The sequence below is a fragment of the Massilia sp. UYP11 genome, from assembly GCF_050434805.1.
Lineage (GTDB): Bacteria > Pseudomonadota > Gammaproteobacteria > Burkholderiales > Burkholderiaceae_D > Telluria.
Map to the genome: position 1 here is coordinate 250059 of NZ_JBNDJE010000001.1, position 14823 is coordinate 264881.

At 68.6% G+C, this 14823-nt stretch carries 12 protein-coding genes; 4 read left to right on the forward strand and 8 right to left on the reverse strand.

Annotated features, from left to right (window positions below):
- The first annotated feature begins 35 nt into the window (after window positions 1-35).
- Entirely contained in the window at window positions 36-950 is a 915-nt protein-coding gene (locus ABIB38_RS01110) for a LysR substrate-binding domain-containing protein (RefSeq protein ID WP_429201013.1), read from the forward strand.
- Here ABIB38_RS01110 and ABIB38_RS01115 read toward each other — a convergent pair.
- Window positions 947-2230 carry an amidohydrolase family protein gene (locus ABIB38_RS01115; protein ID WP_429201015.1) on the reverse strand — a complete coding sequence of 428 codons (1284 nt, stop codon included), beginning with the start codon at window positions 2228-2230 and terminating at the stop codon, window positions 947-949. The genes ABIB38_RS01110 and ABIB38_RS01115 overlap by 4 nt on opposite strands.
- A gap of 73 nt (window positions 2231-2303) precedes the next feature.
- Window positions 2304-2921, reverse strand: coding sequence for a LysE/ArgO family amino acid transporter (locus ABIB38_RS01120; RefSeq protein ID WP_429201017.1), 618 nt, complete (start codon window positions 2919-2921; stop codon window positions 2304-2306).
- A 104-nt stretch (window positions 2922-3025) separates the two neighbouring features.
- On the opposite strand from ABIB38_RS01120, the gene ABIB38_RS01125 reads away from it, so the two are divergent.
- Window positions 3026-3919: a LysR family transcriptional regulator ArgP gene (locus ABIB38_RS01125; RefSeq protein ID WP_429201019.1), complete on the forward strand. Its 894-nt coding sequence runs from the start codon at window positions 3026-3028 to the stop codon at window positions 3917-3919.
- Here the strand turns inward: ABIB38_RS01125 and ABIB38_RS01130 are convergent.
- Both ABIB38_RS01130 and ABIB38_RS01135 read right to left on the reverse strand, forming a co-directional pair.
- On the reverse strand, window positions 3844-4311 hold the full coding sequence (locus ABIB38_RS01130) for a hypothetical protein (protein WP_429201020.1): 468 nt from the start codon (window positions 4309-4311) through the stop codon (window positions 3844-3846). The two genes, ABIB38_RS01125 and ABIB38_RS01130, sit on opposite strands and share 76 nt — an antisense overlap.
- Window positions 4312-4436: 125 nt before the next feature.
- Window positions 4437-6695, reverse strand: coding sequence for a PhoX family protein (locus tag ABIB38_RS01135; protein ID WP_429201022.1), 2259 nt, complete (start codon window positions 6693-6695; stop codon window positions 4437-4439).
- A 221-nt stretch (window positions 6696-6916) separates the two neighbouring features.
- Between ABIB38_RS01135 and ABIB38_RS01140 the strand changes: the two genes are divergently transcribed.
- Window positions 6917-9259 (forward strand): PAS domain-containing protein, encoded by a 2343-nt coding sequence (locus tag ABIB38_RS01140; RefSeq protein ID WP_429201024.1) that lies wholly within the window; start codon window positions 6917-6919, stop codon window positions 9257-9259.
- Between the two features lie 75 nt (window positions 9260-9334).
- Here ABIB38_RS01140 and ABIB38_RS01145 read toward each other — a convergent pair whose 3' ends face one another.
- The 4 genes from ABIB38_RS01145 to tssE form a co-directional block, all read right to left on the reverse strand.
- Window positions 9335-9742 (reverse strand): DUF2750 domain-containing protein, encoded by a 408-nt coding sequence (locus tag ABIB38_RS01145; protein ID WP_005664212.1) that lies wholly within the window; start codon window positions 9740-9742, stop codon window positions 9335-9337.
- Between the two features lie 91 nt (window positions 9743-9833).
- The gene (gene tssG / locus ABIB38_RS01150; RefSeq protein WP_429201026.1) at window positions 9834-10976 is read right to left on the reverse strand and encodes a type VI secretion system baseplate subunit TssG; all 1143 of its coding nucleotides are present in this window, start codon (window positions 10974-10976) and stop codon (window positions 9834-9836) included.
- On the reverse strand, window positions 10940-12781 hold the full coding sequence (gene tssF, locus ABIB38_RS01155) for a type VI secretion system baseplate subunit TssF (RefSeq protein ID WP_429201028.1): 1842 nt from the start codon (window positions 12779-12781) through the stop codon (window positions 10940-10942). The genes tssG and tssF overlap by 37 nt, the downstream gene beginning before the upstream one ends.
- A 1-nt stretch (window position 12782) precedes the next feature.
- A complete protein-coding gene (gene tssE / locus ABIB38_RS01160; RefSeq protein ID WP_429201030.1) occupies window positions 12783-13316 on the reverse strand; it encodes a type VI secretion system baseplate subunit TssE in 534 nt (177 codons plus the stop codon).
- Between the two features lie 158 nt (window positions 13317-13474).
- Between tssE and tssK the strand changes: the two genes are divergently transcribed.
- On the forward strand, window positions 13475-14815 hold the full coding sequence (gene tssK / locus ABIB38_RS01165; RefSeq protein WP_429201032.1) for a type VI secretion system baseplate subunit TssK: 1341 nt from the start codon (window positions 13475-13477) through the stop codon (window positions 14813-14815).
- The last annotated feature ends 8 nt before the right edge of the window (window positions 14816-14823 follow it).

The window sequence follows — 14823 nt, forward strand, 5'->3', positions numbered from 1 at the left end:
CGCGGGAGGGTTACACTTTCACTGTGGCAGAGAAAATGATCCGTCTCAACGACCTATCGCTGTTCGTGCGCGCCGCCGCCCTCGGCAGCTTTTCGCAGGCCGCGCGCGAAGTGAACCTGCTGCCCGGCCAGGCCAGCGCGGCAATCGGGCGGCTCGAACGCCAGCTCGACGTGCGCCTGTTCGCGCGTTCGACGCGCAGCCTGCGCCTGACCGACGAAGGCAAGCGCTACCTGCCCTTCGCCCAGGATGCGCTGCAGGCGCTGCGCGACGGCCATGACGGCATGCGCGGCGAGAATGCGTCCCTGTCCGGCACGCTGCAGGTGGCGGCGCCGTCCGACTTCGGCCGCAACGTGCTGCTGCCATGGATCGCGGAGTTCCGGCGCGCGCACCCGGGCCTGGACATTCAACTGCTGGTGTCGGATCAGGTGGCGGACGTGTTCCGCGATCCGGTCGACATCGCGCTGCGCTATGGTCATATCGACGACGCCAGCTTCATCGCGCTGCCGGTGGCGCCGCACAACCGGCGCGTGCTGATCGGGGCTCCCGCCTACCTCGAACGGCGCGGCCGCCCGCGGGCGCTGGCCGACCTGGTCTCGCACTGCTGCCTGGCCTACCGCCTGCGCGGGCGCATCTATGACCGCTGGTGCTTTCCGCTGCCTGAAGGAGACCAGATGGTGCAGGTCAAGGGCTCGCTGGTCAGCGACGACGCCGACGTGGTGCGGCGCTGGGCCGTCGCGGGCGAAGGCATCGCCTATAAATCCTGGCTCGACGTCTGCGAGGACGTGACGGCGGGAAGACTCGAGGTGGTCTTGCCGGACGTGCCCGGCGAAGCCACCCCGATGAGCCTGGTGTGCCCGCATCGCAAGCAGTTCTCGCCCGCGGTGAAGCTGCTGCATGCGCTCCTGAAGGAACGCTGCGCGCCAATGCTGGAGCGCCTGGACAGCCTTTAGAGTGCGCCGCCCTTGACGACGGCGCCGCCCTGGATCACGACCGTTGGCGCCTCCAGCAAGGTGACGTCCACGAGCGGGTCGCCCTTCACCGCCACCATGTCGGCGTAGCGGCCCGGCTCGACGACGCCGACGTCCTTGCGCGCCAGCGCCTCGGCCGCGTTCACGGTCGCGCTCTGGATCGCCTGCAGCGGCGTCATCCCGTACTGGACCATGACGGCGAACTGCTTGGCGTTGCCGCCGTGCGGGTGCACGCCGGCGTCGGTGCTGAACACCATCTTGACCCCGGCCGCATGGGCCTTCCTGAAATTCTGGCGCTGCAGCTCGGTCACTTCGCGGTCCTTGCGCAGATTATCTTCCAGCACGCCGTTCTTCTTGCCCTCGGCCGCGGTATAGGTGCCGTTGTAGATGTCCATCGCCAGCCAGGCGCCGTGCTTCCTGGCGAGAAGGATGCCTTCGTCGTCGATCAGGCTGGCATGCTCGATCGTGTTGACGCCGGCGCGGATCGCATCCTTGATGCCGGCTGCGCCGTGGGCGTGGGCCGCCACCTGCAGGCCCCACTGGTGCGCTTCCTCCACCGCGGCGCGCATTTCGGCCAGGTTCATCTGCTGCTGGCCCGGCTCGGTGTTACGCGAAAACACGCCGCCGGTGGCGCAGATCTTGATCACCTGGGCGCCGTACTTGCGCAGCTCGCGCACCGACTTGCGCACCTCGTCGGGGCTGTCGGCGTTGTACCGGTTCTTTTCTTCCATCGACGGCGGGAAGTAGGTGCTGTCGCAATGGCCGCCGGTGGCCCCGAACGACCAGGCGGCCGGGACGATGCGCGGGCCGCGCACCTTGCCGGCGGCGATGGCCTGGCCCAGGCCGACGTCGTTCCAGTCCGAGGCGCCCAGGTTGCGCACCGTGGTAAAGCCGGCGTCGAGCGTCTTGCCGGCATGGGCCACGGCCAGCGCCGACCAGAAGCGGTCGTTGTATTCGAGGCCCTTGTAGCCGCCATAGGTTGGATCGGCATCGAGATGCACATGCATGTCGATCAGGCCGGGCAGCAGGGTCATGCCGGGCAGGGCGATGCGGGTCGCGTCGCTGGCCGGCGGCGAGGCGGCATCGGGCTTGAGGCTGACGACCTTCCCGTCGCGCACCAGGATCTCGGGGTTCTGGATCATGCGGCCGCTCTTTACGTCGAGCAGGCGGTCGGCGCTGATGATTACATCCGCGGCATGGGCAGAAGACCAGCCGGCGGCGGCCAGGCACAGGGATACGACGTTCAGGGTCAAGCGGTTCAAGCAGCCTCCGGGCAATGGATGGGTAAATAGCAACTTTACACCGGACAACATCTTACCCATCCATTTTTTTTGCTTAGCTGTCTATCAGCAGCAACGCCGCCAGCACCAGCATCATCGCGCCGCTCAAGGCCTCGAACACGCGCCACACGCCAGGGCGCGCCAGCACTGGCGCGAAGCGCCGGGCGCCGACGCCGATCGCCGTGAACCACAGGATCGAGGCCGTGATGGCGCCCAGCGCGAAGGAACTGCGCTCTTCCAGCGCCAGGCTGCTGCCGACGGCGCCCAGCAGCACCACGGTGTCGAGATAGACGTGCGGGTTGAGCAGCGACAGCGCCAGCACGGTCGCCAGCGCCGCGCCGAGGGTCTGGGCCTGCGCCGACGGCTCGGCCGCCAGCGCAGCGCCGCCGCGCAGGCTGCTGTTCCAGCAGAAGAGGCCATACCAGAGCAGGAAGGCGGCGCCGCCATAGCGCGCCACCGACGTCAGGAGCGGCGAGGCCTCGATCAGCGCGCCCAGGCCGGCGGTGCCGGCGGCGATCAGGATCACGTCGACCACGATGCAGGTGAGCACCGTCGGCAGCACGTGGCGGCCGCGCACCGCCGTGCGCAGCACATGGGCGTTCTGGGCGCCGATTCCCATGATGAGGCCGGCGCCCAGGCCCAGGCCCTGCAGATACACCTGATGCGAGAACATGGCCGCCTCCTTGCGCTTTGCTGGTAAAGCGCCACTATCCCAGTGCGGCGGAGCTACTTCAATTATATTCATGATTATTCACGCTACTTAAGAGAATCTAATCCATGACGATCGATCCCCGCCGCAGCGCAGCCTTCCTGGCCGCCATCGATTGCGGCAGCCTGGAAGGCGCCGCCGCCCAGCTCAAGGTGACGCCGTCGGCGATCTCGCAACGCATCGCGGCGCTCGAGCAGGAGCTGGGCACGCCGCTGCTGGTGCGCAGCCGTCCCTGCCGCCCGACCGCGCCCGGCACGCGGCTGCTGCAGTATTTGCGCCGCTCGACCCTGCTCGAATCGGAATTCCTGGCGGAGATGGAGATCGATTCCGGCCCGACGCGGGTCGCGCTGGCGGTCAACAACGACACCCTCGCCACCTGGCTGCTGCCGGTGCTGGCGCCGATCCTCGATGCCGAAGGGCTGCTGGTCGAATTCGTCCTCGACAACCAGGGCCATACCTTCGCGCTGCTGGAAGCCGGCCAGGCGGTGGCCTGCATCTCGGGCGAGACCGAGCCGATGCGCGGCTGCCGCGCCAGCGCGCTCGGTGTGATGCGCTACCGGATGGTGGCCTCGCCCGCGTTCGCGCGGCGCTGGTTCCCGGATGGGATGACGCGCGAGACGGCCCAGCGCGCGCCGCTGGTGGTGTTCGACCGCAAGGATGCGATGCAGTCTTCGTTCCTGCTCACCCACTTCGGCCTGCCGGACGGCGCCTATCCGTTTCACTACGTGCCGGCCAGCGATCCCTTCGTGCACGCGGTGCGGCATGGCATGGGCTACGGCATGCTGCCGCAGGAGCAGTGCGGCGCCCTCCTGGAAACAGGCGAACTGGTCGACCTGGCCCCGGCCTTGTACCACGACGTGCCGCTGTACTGGCACGCCTGGCGCATTCAGCCGCCGCGGCTGGAGCGCATGGGCGCGGCGCTGGTGAAGGCGGCGCGCGGCGTGCTGCTGCCGCTCGCCTGAACGACCGGCCACCACTGCGCCACGCCCCACAGCAGCTCGGGGATCAGGAACAGCCACAGCACCGGCAGATCCGCCTCGAGCATCGCCCAGCCGATCCAGAACGCGAACAGCAGCCGTCCGAGGCCGTCGAAGCGGCCCAGGCGCAGGCTGGGTTCCTTCAGGCGCACGGCGCACCACAGCAGCACCAGCGTGCCGAGGAGCGTGGACAGCAACAGGTGCAGCGGCGCGAACGGCGGCAGCGGCGCGCCGCCCAGCCACACGTTCAGCGCCGACAGCTGCCCGAGCAGCAGGGCGAAGGTCCAGGGGGTGGCGAAGGGCAGGATCTGCACGACGTCGTAGGCGGCGCTGGCGCGCGCGAGGCGCAGGTAGGCCGATAGTGGCAGGACAGGCATGGAAGGCTCCCGGTTGGATGCTCCGGTCGATGCTGACACGGGCCGGACTGGCCCATCTTGCGCCCCATAAAGGGAAGGGCCGGCTGCTCGCGCAACCGGCCCGTTCGCGCCTTGCCGACGTGAGATTACGAACCGATGCGGCCGCCGTCGTTCCTGGTGATGACCAGTGTCGCCGAACGTGGACGCTTGCCGGCGCCGTAGCCCGCGTTCGCCGGCCACTGGCTGGTGTACTTGCCCGCGTCGCCGATGTGCGCAGCGGCCGTGTTCTCGCCCGGATGCTGGATGTTGACGAACAGCGCCTTGCCGTCCGGGGTCTCGGTGATGCCGGTCAGTTCGCAGCCGACCGGGCCGACCAGGAAGCGCTTGAGCGTGTCGGCGCTGGCGGCCTTGCCCACGAAGGTGTCGACGCTCAGGGTCGAGCCGTCGGTCTTCGGATAGCTCAGGGTGACCTTCTTGCCGTCGCCCACCTTGCCCGGCAGGCCGGCCACCATCATGCAGTTGGTGACGTCGGTGTAGGCGCCGTCGTCGGTCTGGAACCAGCAGATGCCGGTTGCATTGCTGAAGGCCAGGCCGTCCGGGCTCGAGAAGTCCTGGTCGTTGGTGAGACCGGACAGGTTGATGCGGGCGGCGTCGGCGGCGGCTTCGGCGCCGAACAGGTAAACGTCCCAGGCGAAGCCGGTGGCGGTCGAACCGGCGGCGTCTTCACGCACGCGGATGATGTGGCCGTTCGAGTTGCCCAGCTGTGAGGCTGAACCCTTCATGTCGGTGTACGAACGCGGGTTGGCCGCGTCCGGCGCCATCTGGCTCGCGCTGCCCGGCTCGACGCGGCGGTTGCTGTTGTTGGTCAGCGTGTAGTAGATCTCGCCGTTGGCCGGGTTTACCGCGCACCATTCCGGACGGTCCATCCGGGTTGCGCCGACGGCGTCGGCGGCCAGGCGCGCGTTGACCAGCACGTCGGCCTGGTCGGCGAACTGGTAGGCCGCGTAGTTGGCGATGACGGCGTTGGCGATGGTCAGCTCGATCCACTGGCCCTTGCCGTCGGCGCTGAACTTCGCGACGTACAGCTTGCCGCTGTCGAGGTATTTGTCGCCGCTGGCGATGCGGTCGGCGGCGACGGCGTCGGCCGGGTTCCACGGTGCGGTGGAGACGAATTTATAGATGTATTCGCCGCGCGAATCGTCGCCCATGTACACGGCCAGCGGCTTGCCGGCTTCCAGGCGGCCGAACGCGGCGCTTTCGTGGGCGAAGCGGCCCAGCGCGGTGCGCTTCTTGATCGCGCGCGTCTTGTCGTAGGCGTCCATCTCGACGATGTAGCCTTCGCCGTTCAGTTCATTGCGGTAGTCGTCGCTGCCGTCAAGCGACGTGCCCTTCTTGCTGATGTCCCAGCGCTGGTACTTGTCGTCCACGCCGCCGGTTTCCCAGCCATGGCGCGAGGCCGCGCCCTGCGCCAGGCCGTAGCGGTTGAGCGAAGCGACGCTCTTGTCGCCGCGCGCGGCATTGTCGGCGCTTGACCGGGTGAAGTAGCCGGCCCAGTTTTCCTCGCCCGACAGATAGGTGTTCCATGGGGTGCGGCCGGTGCCGCAGTTGTTGAGGGTGCCGCGGAATCGGGTGCCGTCCGGCGAATACCTGGTCTTGACCAGGGCGTTGCCGCGCACCGGACCCGAGATCTGGACTTCGGTCTGCTGGTGCACGCGGCGGTTGAAGGTCGATCCCTTCAGGTATTCCCACTTGCCGTTGTTGCTGCGTACTTCGACAACCGACAGACCGTGCAGCGCCATTTCCTTGTCCACTTCCGCGCCTGGCCTGGGCAGCGCATTGGTGCCGCCGTTGTCATGCACGAAGAATGACGCCAGGCCTTCGTTGGTGGTGGCCTCGTGGTTCATCGCCAGCAGGCCGCGGGTGGCGCCGGTGGTCGAGACGCCGCCGGTGTCGGACAGCGAGAAGAACTCCATGCCGTCGTGGTGGTCGCCCGCACGGTTTTCGAAATCCAGGTCGGTGCCGTCGTTCTTGTAGGCCGGGGTGCTGCCGGTGAGCGGATCGCCCAGCGCATACAGGACGGTGGCGGTATAGCCGGCCGGGACCACGACGGCGTCGGCCAGGCTCTTGCCCACGGCGGTGAAGCCGAGCAGTTTTTCGACCGGCGCCGGCGGCGGCGTGGCGCCGGTCGGCGGCGCAGCGACGGGATCGTCGTTGGAACCGCCGCAGGCGGTCAGGCCGAAGCTGCCGAGCAGGGCGGTCGCGGCCGTCGCAGCGCCGCCGCGCAGCATGTTGCGGCGGCTCAGGCGGGTCTGGAGAATGGTGCTGAAGTGTTCGTTCGACGAAACGTTCGAATCGATGTCATCGTGGTCGACAGGCATGCGGGCGAAATCGGTCGGCTTGTTCACGGAAGTGGATCCTGTTGTCTGTTGTGGGAAAGGAAAGCCACTGCATGGTAGTCAGGCAGCATGACGTCTCTGTGACGGTTTGATCACAGTTTGATGACACTGCGGCGGCTTGCCTGTGCGTTTTTCGGCGGCGCCTTCAAGATTTGCGCGTCATTCACCGGACGCGGCCACCCAGGCCCTGGCTGCTGTGGTATAGATGACGTTTTACCGGGACCAGACAGATGCAGGAACAGCGCGCCACCATGCAGCAGCAGGACACGATCACCCTGGGATGGGCGCTCTTCGAAGCGATTCCCGACTGCGTGCATCTGCTCGACATGGACGGCATGGTGGTGGCGATCAACCGCAACGGCCTGCGCTCGATGGAGATCGACGACGCCGAGGCGGTGCGCGGCACGCCGTGGACGGCATCCTGGCCGCCGTCGTCGCGCGCGGCCATCGACGCGGCCCTGGATGCGGCGCGCGCCGGCGGCGCCGGGCATTTCCGCGCCGCCGGGCCGGCCGCGCGCGGCGCGCCCAGGTGGTGGGACGTGATCGTCACCCGCACCGCCGCGACCGGCGGCCAGCAGGCGCGCCTGCTGGCGATCGCGCGCGACATCACCGAGCAGGTGCGGCTTGATGCCGAACGCAAGCAAGCCGAGCGCGCGCTGCACGCCAGCCGCGAGCGCTTCGAGAAGATCGTCAGCCAGGCCGCCACCGGCGTGGTGCAGCTGGACACTGCGGGCCGCATCGTGCTGGCCAACCAGAAGTTTTGCGCGATGGTGGGGCGCAGCGAGGCCGAGCTGCTCGGCATGAGCGTGATCGAGGTCACCGCGCCGCAGTCGCGCGCCCAGACCCAGTCCGCGCTCGAGCGCCTGGCGGCCGGCGCCGCCGGCTTGGCGCTCGACAAGTGTTACCTGCACAAGGACGGCTCGCTGGTCTCGTCCACCAGCAGCGTCAATGCGCTGCGCGGGCCCGACGGCGAGTTCGAGGGCCTGGTCGCGATCGTGCTCGACACCACCGGGAGCAGGCAGGTCCAGGAGCAGCTGCGCGCCAGCGAGGAACGCTATCGCACCCTGTTCGAGTCGGTCGACCAGGGCTTCTGCATCTTCGAGATGATCTTCGACGCGGCCGGCAAGGCGGTCGACTACCGCTTCCTCGAGATGAACCCGATGTTCGAGCGCCACACCGGCCTGACGAATGCGGCCGGCCGCACCGCGCGCGAGCTGATCCCCGGCCTGGACGAGTTCTGGTTCGAGACCTATGGGAGGGTGGCGCTGACCGGCATCCCGGCGCGCTTCGAGAACGAGGCGCCGGCCATGGGCCGCTGGTTCGACGTGTATGTCAACCGCATCGGCGGCCCGGACAGCCGCAAGGTGGCGCTGCTGTTTTCCGACGTCTCGGCGCGCAAGCGCTCCGAGGAAGAGCTGCGCCGGCTGGCCGACGACCTGGCCGAGGCCGACCGCCGCAAGACCGAGTTCCTGGCCACGCTGGCGCACGAGCTGCGCAACCCCCTGGCGCCGATCCGCAACGGCCTGTCGGTGATGCGCCTGGGCGGCGACAAGCCGGCGGCGGTCGGCAAGGTCAGGGAGATGATGGAACGCCAGGTTGGCCACATGGTGCACCTGATCGACGACCTGCTCGACGTGGCCCGCATCAGCGGCGGCAAGCTCGAACTCAAGCGCCAGCGCGCCGACCTGCACGCGATCCTGGCCAGCGCGGTCGAGACCAGCCTGCCGCTGATCGAGGCCGGCCAGCACGCGTTCGAGGTGGACGTGCCCGACGTGCCGCTGCCGGTGTTCGCCGACGCCACCCGCATCGCCCAGGTGGTGGCCAACCTGCTCAACAACGCCGCCAAGTACACGCCGGCGCTCGGGCAACTCCGGCTGGCGGTGCGGCGCGATGGGCGCGATGCAGTCATCGCCGTCAGCGACACCGGCGTCGGGATCGCCGCCGACGCCCTGGCCGGCGTGTTCGACATGTTCAGCCAGATCGGCCGCACCGTCGACCGCTCGCAGGGCGGGCTGGGCATCGGCCTGTCGCTGGTGCGGCGCCTGGTCGAGATGCACGGAGGCAGCGTGGTGGCCGCGAGCGGCGGCGCGAATGCCGGCAGCGTGTTCACGGTGCGCCTGCCGCTGGCCGAGCCGTCCGACGACCGGGACGCCCACGCGCCGGGCGCGAGCGAGCCGGCCCGCGACGGCGGCGCCGGTCTGAAAGTGCTGGTGGTGGACGACAACGTCGATGCCGCCCTGACGCTGTCGATGATCCTGGAAGCGTCGGGCCACGTCACCCGGGTGACGCACGACGGCCACGGGGCGCTGGAGGCGGCGCGCGACTTTCGCCCGCACGTCGCCTTCCTCGACATCGGCATGCCGGGCATGAGCGGCTACGACACGGCGCGCGCGATGCGCGCCCTGGAGGAGCTGGATGGAATCGTGCTGGTGGCCCTGACCGGCTGGGGCGCCGAGAGCGACCGCCGGCGCTCGAGCGAGGCCGGCTTCGACCACCATCTCACCAAGCCGGTGCAGCTGGCGGTGGTGGTGGAGTTGCTGGCAGGGTTGGCGGCTGCGCCGCCGACGCGGTGATTGTTGTCGGCGCCGATACCTTGCCGGATGATTTTGCTGCCAACCATCACCGCGTCGGCAGCGAAGCTGCCGACCCTACGTCCTTCTCAGTTCATCTTCCAGGTCGCCGATCAGCTGGACCACGCTCGGCGTGATGCCCTTGTCGCCCGGGGTATAGAACACGCCCGGCAAGACCCGGTCTTCCTCCAGCTGCGGCAGCAGTTCGTCGATCAGCTCCTCGAGCGAGAACGCCTGGGCGTCATAACCGTCCCATTCGTATTCGGCGCACAGGCTGGCGTAGTCGCTCGCCGGCCACATCGGAAACACCAGGGTGCCGTCGTCGGTCTTGGCCAGGGCCCAGCCGTCCTGGTACAGCCCCCACACCTCGCGCGCGTCGGCGACGCGCTTGATGAAGTACTCGTAGCGTTCCGGCCCCGGCAGCGTGACCACGGCGGCCAGCTGCTGGCCGCCCAGCTTGATCGCCGAGATGATACGTTCGCTCATCACCATTCCCGTTCATTGAGGCGCAAAGCCTGACGGCATCAGGATACGCCATCGGGAGCCGGTGGGTGCGTTCGACAGGACCGCAAGGGGATCAGGATGCCTGCCCGGCCGCGTGCGCGGTAAGGTGCAGCCCATAGCGCACGTCGTGGCGGTCGCCCGGCGGGGCGTCCAGCACCAGGAAGGCGTCCCAGCCGAGGCGGCCGGGATGCCGGTCGTCCAGCGTGGTGTTGTGGACGTCGGCGGCGCGCAGCACCACCTCGACCTCGTATTCGAGCGCGACGCCGGTGAACAGCGCCAGCACGCTCCCCAGGGCCCGCGCCGCCAGGCCGCCCGGCAAGAAGCCCTGGAAGCTGGCATGCGCCAGCGGTCCCACGACCAGGCGCAGGCGCAGGCTGCGCTGCCAGACGCGGGCGCCGGCGATCGCGCGCGTGCCGAGGACGGCGCTGTCCTGGCCCAGCGTGGTCTGCTGCGCCAGCGGCACGTCGTACCAGGATCCGACGAACTGCTCGGCCTCGACCTGCTCGCCGAAGTATTCCGACAGCACCCGCGCCAGCTGCACGGCGGACACCGGGCGGTGCCGGATCGCGGCCGCGAAATACCCGATCGATTCGTCCAGCACGGCGCCGTCGTCCGCCCCGGCCAGGCGCCGGCGCAGCGCGGCGTCGCCCAGGCCGGCCAGGGACAGGAGCAGGGGCAGGAAGGCGTCCTGGCCGTCCAGCTGGTACTTGAACGGCAACCGGTACTTGCGCCAGGCTTCGTAGAACAGCGCCAGCGAGCGGTTCGAGAACACGTCCAGGAAGGCGCGCGGGCCCTGGTCTTCGTCTTCGTTCCTGTGGCGCGCCGCGTGCTCGGCGATGCGCTCGGTGTAGTGGGCCGGCAGCACGCCGTGCCCGCCCAAGAGGCCCATGAAGGCGGGGGTCAGGTGCACGCGGCGCAAGGTGCCTTCGCGCACCGCCTCGCCCAGCGCGGCGGCGTCGTTCGGCAGGTCGAACGGCATGCCGATCTCGAGGTCGCGCAGCTCGGGCTCGATGGCTTCCAGCTGGCTGGCCGGGAAACCCAGGGAGAGGGTGTTCCGGAACCGCAGCATGTCGGCCACCAGGCCGTGCGGGTCCCGGCCGCGGCGCTTGAGCCACAGCTCCAGCACGCGCACCGCCTGGAAGAACTCGAAGCGCCACGGCTCGCGCAGCAGGCGCTCGATCACAGGAGACTCAGTTCTCCGCTTCTCGGCCCGCATCGCAGCAGCTCCTCTCCGGATTGGTGGGACACGATCACCAGCTGGGTGAAGCTGTTGGCGTGCACGTACAGCGCCAGGAAGCGCTCGACGATGTGGGCAAAGGCATGGATGCCGCTCCCCACGAACGCTTCCTCGTCGATCGTGATCCTGACCTCGACCCCGCGCACCAGGCAGTTGAAGGGGTTCCCGGACAGCCAGGCGCTGGTGGGCACGTAGGCGATCGCATTGATGCCGCCGACCTGGCGCGTCGAGGCGGCCGAACGCGGCAAGTCGTGCAGCGCCAGCATCTCGCGGAAGGCGTCGACGCCGCCGTCGGCCAGCGACAGGTGGTTGAGCGAGAGCAGCGAGATCAGGCGCCAGTGCGCGCTGCGTCCGCGCGCGAAGCGCCAGGTGGGGCTGGGTTTGCGCAGGAAGGAAATCTCGCGCACGCTGGAACCGCCTTCGAGGAACAGGTCGCCGCCCGGCTGGCCGTAGCTCAGCAACTGTGGCAGGTCGCGGTTGGTGCAGGTCAGCTCCAGGTTCAGGGTCGTGGTCTCGACGTCGGCCGGGTCGAAGTCGATGTCGACGATCGAGATCTGGGTTTCGAAGCCCGGGCTGCGCTCGGCCATCGTGTCGTCGCGGCGCATGGCCCAGTAATGCCCGTTCTGCTCGGGCGTCTGCGCATGCTTGAGCGAATAAAAGGGCTGGAACCGCACCACCGTCTCGCCCTGCGGCGTCTGGCGCACCAGGTTGACCTCGTCGATCGCGTTGACCTCGTAGGCATAGGCGCGGCGCGCGTCGGCCAGCACCGGATAGCTGGCCGTGGCATGGGTCAGGCGGATCGGTTCGCCGCGCTGGGCGAACAGGTTGATCACCGGCGTGCAGCCGGCCACCAGGTTGTTGGTCGACAGGGTGGACAGCATGCGCGCCAGGTTCGAGTCGCTGCGGATCCCGCTCAAGGCCAGGTGCACGGTGACGCGGCGCGTGCCCGCCGGCAGGCTGCGCGCCAGCAGCGCCAGGTCGAGGTCGACGAAGTTGAACTTCTCGGGAAAGCAGAAGTATTCGGTCAGCAGGCGGTAGGCGGTGTGGGAACGCGCCGGGAAGTCGATCAGCGCGTCGCCCTCGACGAAACCGGCGGCGCGCACCGGCAGCGCCGGCAGGGCGATCCAGTGGCCGCCCTCGGGCTGCGCATAGGCGGCGACCGTGCGCGCCAGCAGCGCGTCGCGCAGGGCCGCGCAGAACGAGGGTTCGCCATCGAGGAACAGGCGCAGCGCCGCCAGGTCGATCGCCTCGAGGCCGCCCCCTTCGCAGCCAACGCTCAGGGACAGGCTGATGCTCGCGCTGGCGCCGGGCGGCAGGCGCACCGCGTCCGGCGCGTGGATGATCGGCGAGAACACCGCGCGGCTCAGGGCCAGCGGCGCCATCGCGACCGGGTACACGGTGCGGAAGATGCACGTCACGCCGCGCACCGGGCGCGTGGTCAGCTTGGTGCCGCGCGGGATGGTGCTCACCGCGGTCTGCTGCTTGGCCGCGGCGGCGATGTCCAGGCGCGCGATCGAGCACGATGGAAAGGGCCGCAGGTAATGCGGATACAGCACGTCGAACAGCGCCTCGGTGAACTCGGGATAGTCGTCGTCCAGGCGCTTGGCGATGCGCGCGTTGAGAAAGGCGAACGACTCGATCATGCGCTCGGTATGCGGGTCTTCGCATACTTCGCCGCTGATCGACAGGCGGCCGGCGATGCGCGGATAGCGTTCGGCGAATTCGCGCAGGTTGCGCCGCAGGTAGGCCAGTTCGCTTTCGTAATAGGGCAGCAGGCGGTCCAACTCAGGCTCCCGCCGCCGATGGCGATGCCGCCGCGCCGGCGGCATTGGCCGAGCCCGCGCGGCCGGCCTTGCGGATGCTGTACTGGAGCGTGGACGGCTGCAGCACGGCGTCGAAGTTGACCGGTTCCTGCGACATGCTCCCCATCAGCACCGCCGTGATCGAGAAACTCAGGCGGTTGACCGAAGGCGCGCCGCCATCGCCCTGCATCTCGAGCAGCGCCTTCACGTTCTGCAGCCGCGGTTCATGGCGCGCGATGGTGTTTTCGATGCAGGCGCAGATGTGCGCACGGTCGGCAGGACTGGACAGCGAGCGGTCGGCGAAGTCGCACAGCCCATAGCCGACCATCGACCGGACGCATTCGGGAAAGGCGGCCAGCGCGCCGTCCTGGATGGTCGAGCGCGTGTTGAGCAGCGCTTCGAGGTCGCGCGCCACCGCATCCTTCAGTTCCTCGACGTTCAGGCGCGCGACCGCCACGCCATTGCGCTGCGGCTGGCCGAGCAGGCGGTCGAACAGGTCCGGCGTGAATCCTTTCATCGATCCCCCTCGTTTGGCACACGCTGGTGTTGCAGACTGAAAACCAATCGCATGTTGCCACGGCGTTCAGCGTCAACCTTTGATCAAGTTCACATGCGCAACAGCATCTCGTCGTTATCGTTTCTTTTCGCACAGAACAAGGTGAAGGAACGACAACCATGACCAGCAAAGTCCTCTGGGGCGAAGGCCTGCTGCTACGCCCGCAGCATTTCCAGCGCCAGGACGCCTACCACGAGCATTGCCTGTACAAGGGCGTCAAGGCGGCGCACCCGTATGCATGGGGGGTCGAGCAGTTCGAGATCGACCGTGAGGCGCTGGCGAGCGGCATGCTGCGCGTGCTGGCGCTGTCGCTGCGCTTCCAGGACGGCGAGCTGTACGAGGCGCCCGGCCTCGACGAACTGCCCGGCACAGTCGACCTGAGCGGCCTGCCGCAGTCGGTGCAGGCCGTGACGTATTACGCGGCGCTGCCGGGACTGAAGCCCTTCAATGCCAATTTCGTCCAGCCGGGGCAGGCAGCGAACACGACGCGCTTCATGCAGGCCAACGAGGAGACGCCCGACCTCTACACGCAGGCGGCACCGGTGCAGCTGGCCTACCTGAAGCGCGCGCTGCGCCTGGTGTCCGAATTCGAGCCGCGCGACGCCTACATCCATTTTCCCTTGCTGCGCGTGCGTCGAAGCGCCACCGGCGGCTTCGAGCCCGATCCGGCGCTGGTGCCGCCGTCGATGTCGCTGGGCGCCGCCCCGGCCCTGTTCCAGCAGCTGCGCCGGCTGCTCGACGCGCTGCAGGCCAAGGTCGGCGCGCTGTACGGCCACCACCGCGAGCCGACCCGCAACGTCATCGAATTCCGCTCGGGCGACATGTCGTCGTTCTGGCTGCTGCACACGGCCAGTTCGGCCTATGCGGCGCTGTCGCACCACTTCAACCACCCGGCGCTGCACCCCGAGCGCCTGTTCGAGGCGCTGCTGGACGTGGCCGGCGGCCTGATGACCTTTTCCAAGAACTGGACCCTGTCCGACCTGCCGTCCTACCAGCACCACGACCCCGGCCCCGCCTTCGCCAAGCTGCACCAGATCATCCGCGAGCTGCTCGACACCGTCATCTCGGCCAAGTACTTCGGCATCTCCCTGAACGAAGTGCGGCCGTGCTACCACATCGGCATGCTCGACTCGGGCAAGATCGACGACGACACCACCCTCTACATCGCCGTCTCGGCCGACATCCCGGCGGTGGAACTGGTCGACGTGGCGCCGCTGCGCTTCAAGGTCGGCGCCCCGGACGACGTCGAGAAATTCGTGCTCTCGGCCCTGCCCGGCGTGCGCCTACAATACACGCCGCAGCCGCCGGCGGCCATCCCCGTGCGGCCCGACACCTGCTACTTCATCCTCGAGGCGAAAGGACCGATGTACGAGCGCATGCTCAAGGCGCAGTCGATCTCGATCTATGTCCCGGCCGGCATGAAGGAGCTCAAGCTCGAGCTGCTGGCGGTGATGTCCTGACCGATGTT

Bases quoted from the DNA above. Each gene is read 5' to 3' on its own strand.
- ABIB38_RS01130 (WP_429201020.1), bottom strand. From the start codon at position 4,311: ATGCCTGTCCTGCCACTATCGGCCTACCTGCGCCTCGCGCGCGCCAGC.
- tssK (WP_429201032.1), top strand. From the start codon at position 13,475: ATGACCAGCAAAGTCCTCTGGGGCGAAGGCCTGCTGCTACGCCCGCAG.
- ABIB38_RS01120 (WP_429201017.1), bottom strand. From the start codon at position 2,921: ATGTTCTCGCATCAGGTGTATCTGCAGGGCCTGGGCCTGGGCGCCGGC.
- ABIB38_RS01125 (WP_429201019.1), top strand. From the start codon at position 3,026: ATGACGATCGATCCCCGCCGCAGCGCAGCCTTCCTGGCCGCCATCGAT.
- tssE (WP_429201030.1), bottom strand. From the start codon at position 13,316: ATGAAAGGATTCACGCCGGACCTGTTCGACCGCCTGCTCGGCCAGCCG.
- tssG (WP_429201026.1), bottom strand. From the start codon at position 10,976: ATGCGGGCCGAGAAGCGGAGAACTGAGTCTCCTGTGATCGAGCGCCTG.
- ABIB38_RS01110 (WP_429201013.1), top strand. From the start codon at position 36: ATGATCCGTCTCAACGACCTATCGCTGTTCGTGCGCGCCGCCGCCCTC.
- ABIB38_RS01140 (WP_429201024.1), top strand. From the start codon at position 6,917: ATGCAGGAACAGCGCGCCACCATGCAGCAGCAGGACACGATCACCCTG.
- ABIB38_RS01145 (WP_005664212.1), bottom strand. From the start codon at position 9,742: ATGAGCGAACGTATCATCTCGGCGATCAAGCTGGGCGGCCAGCAGCTG.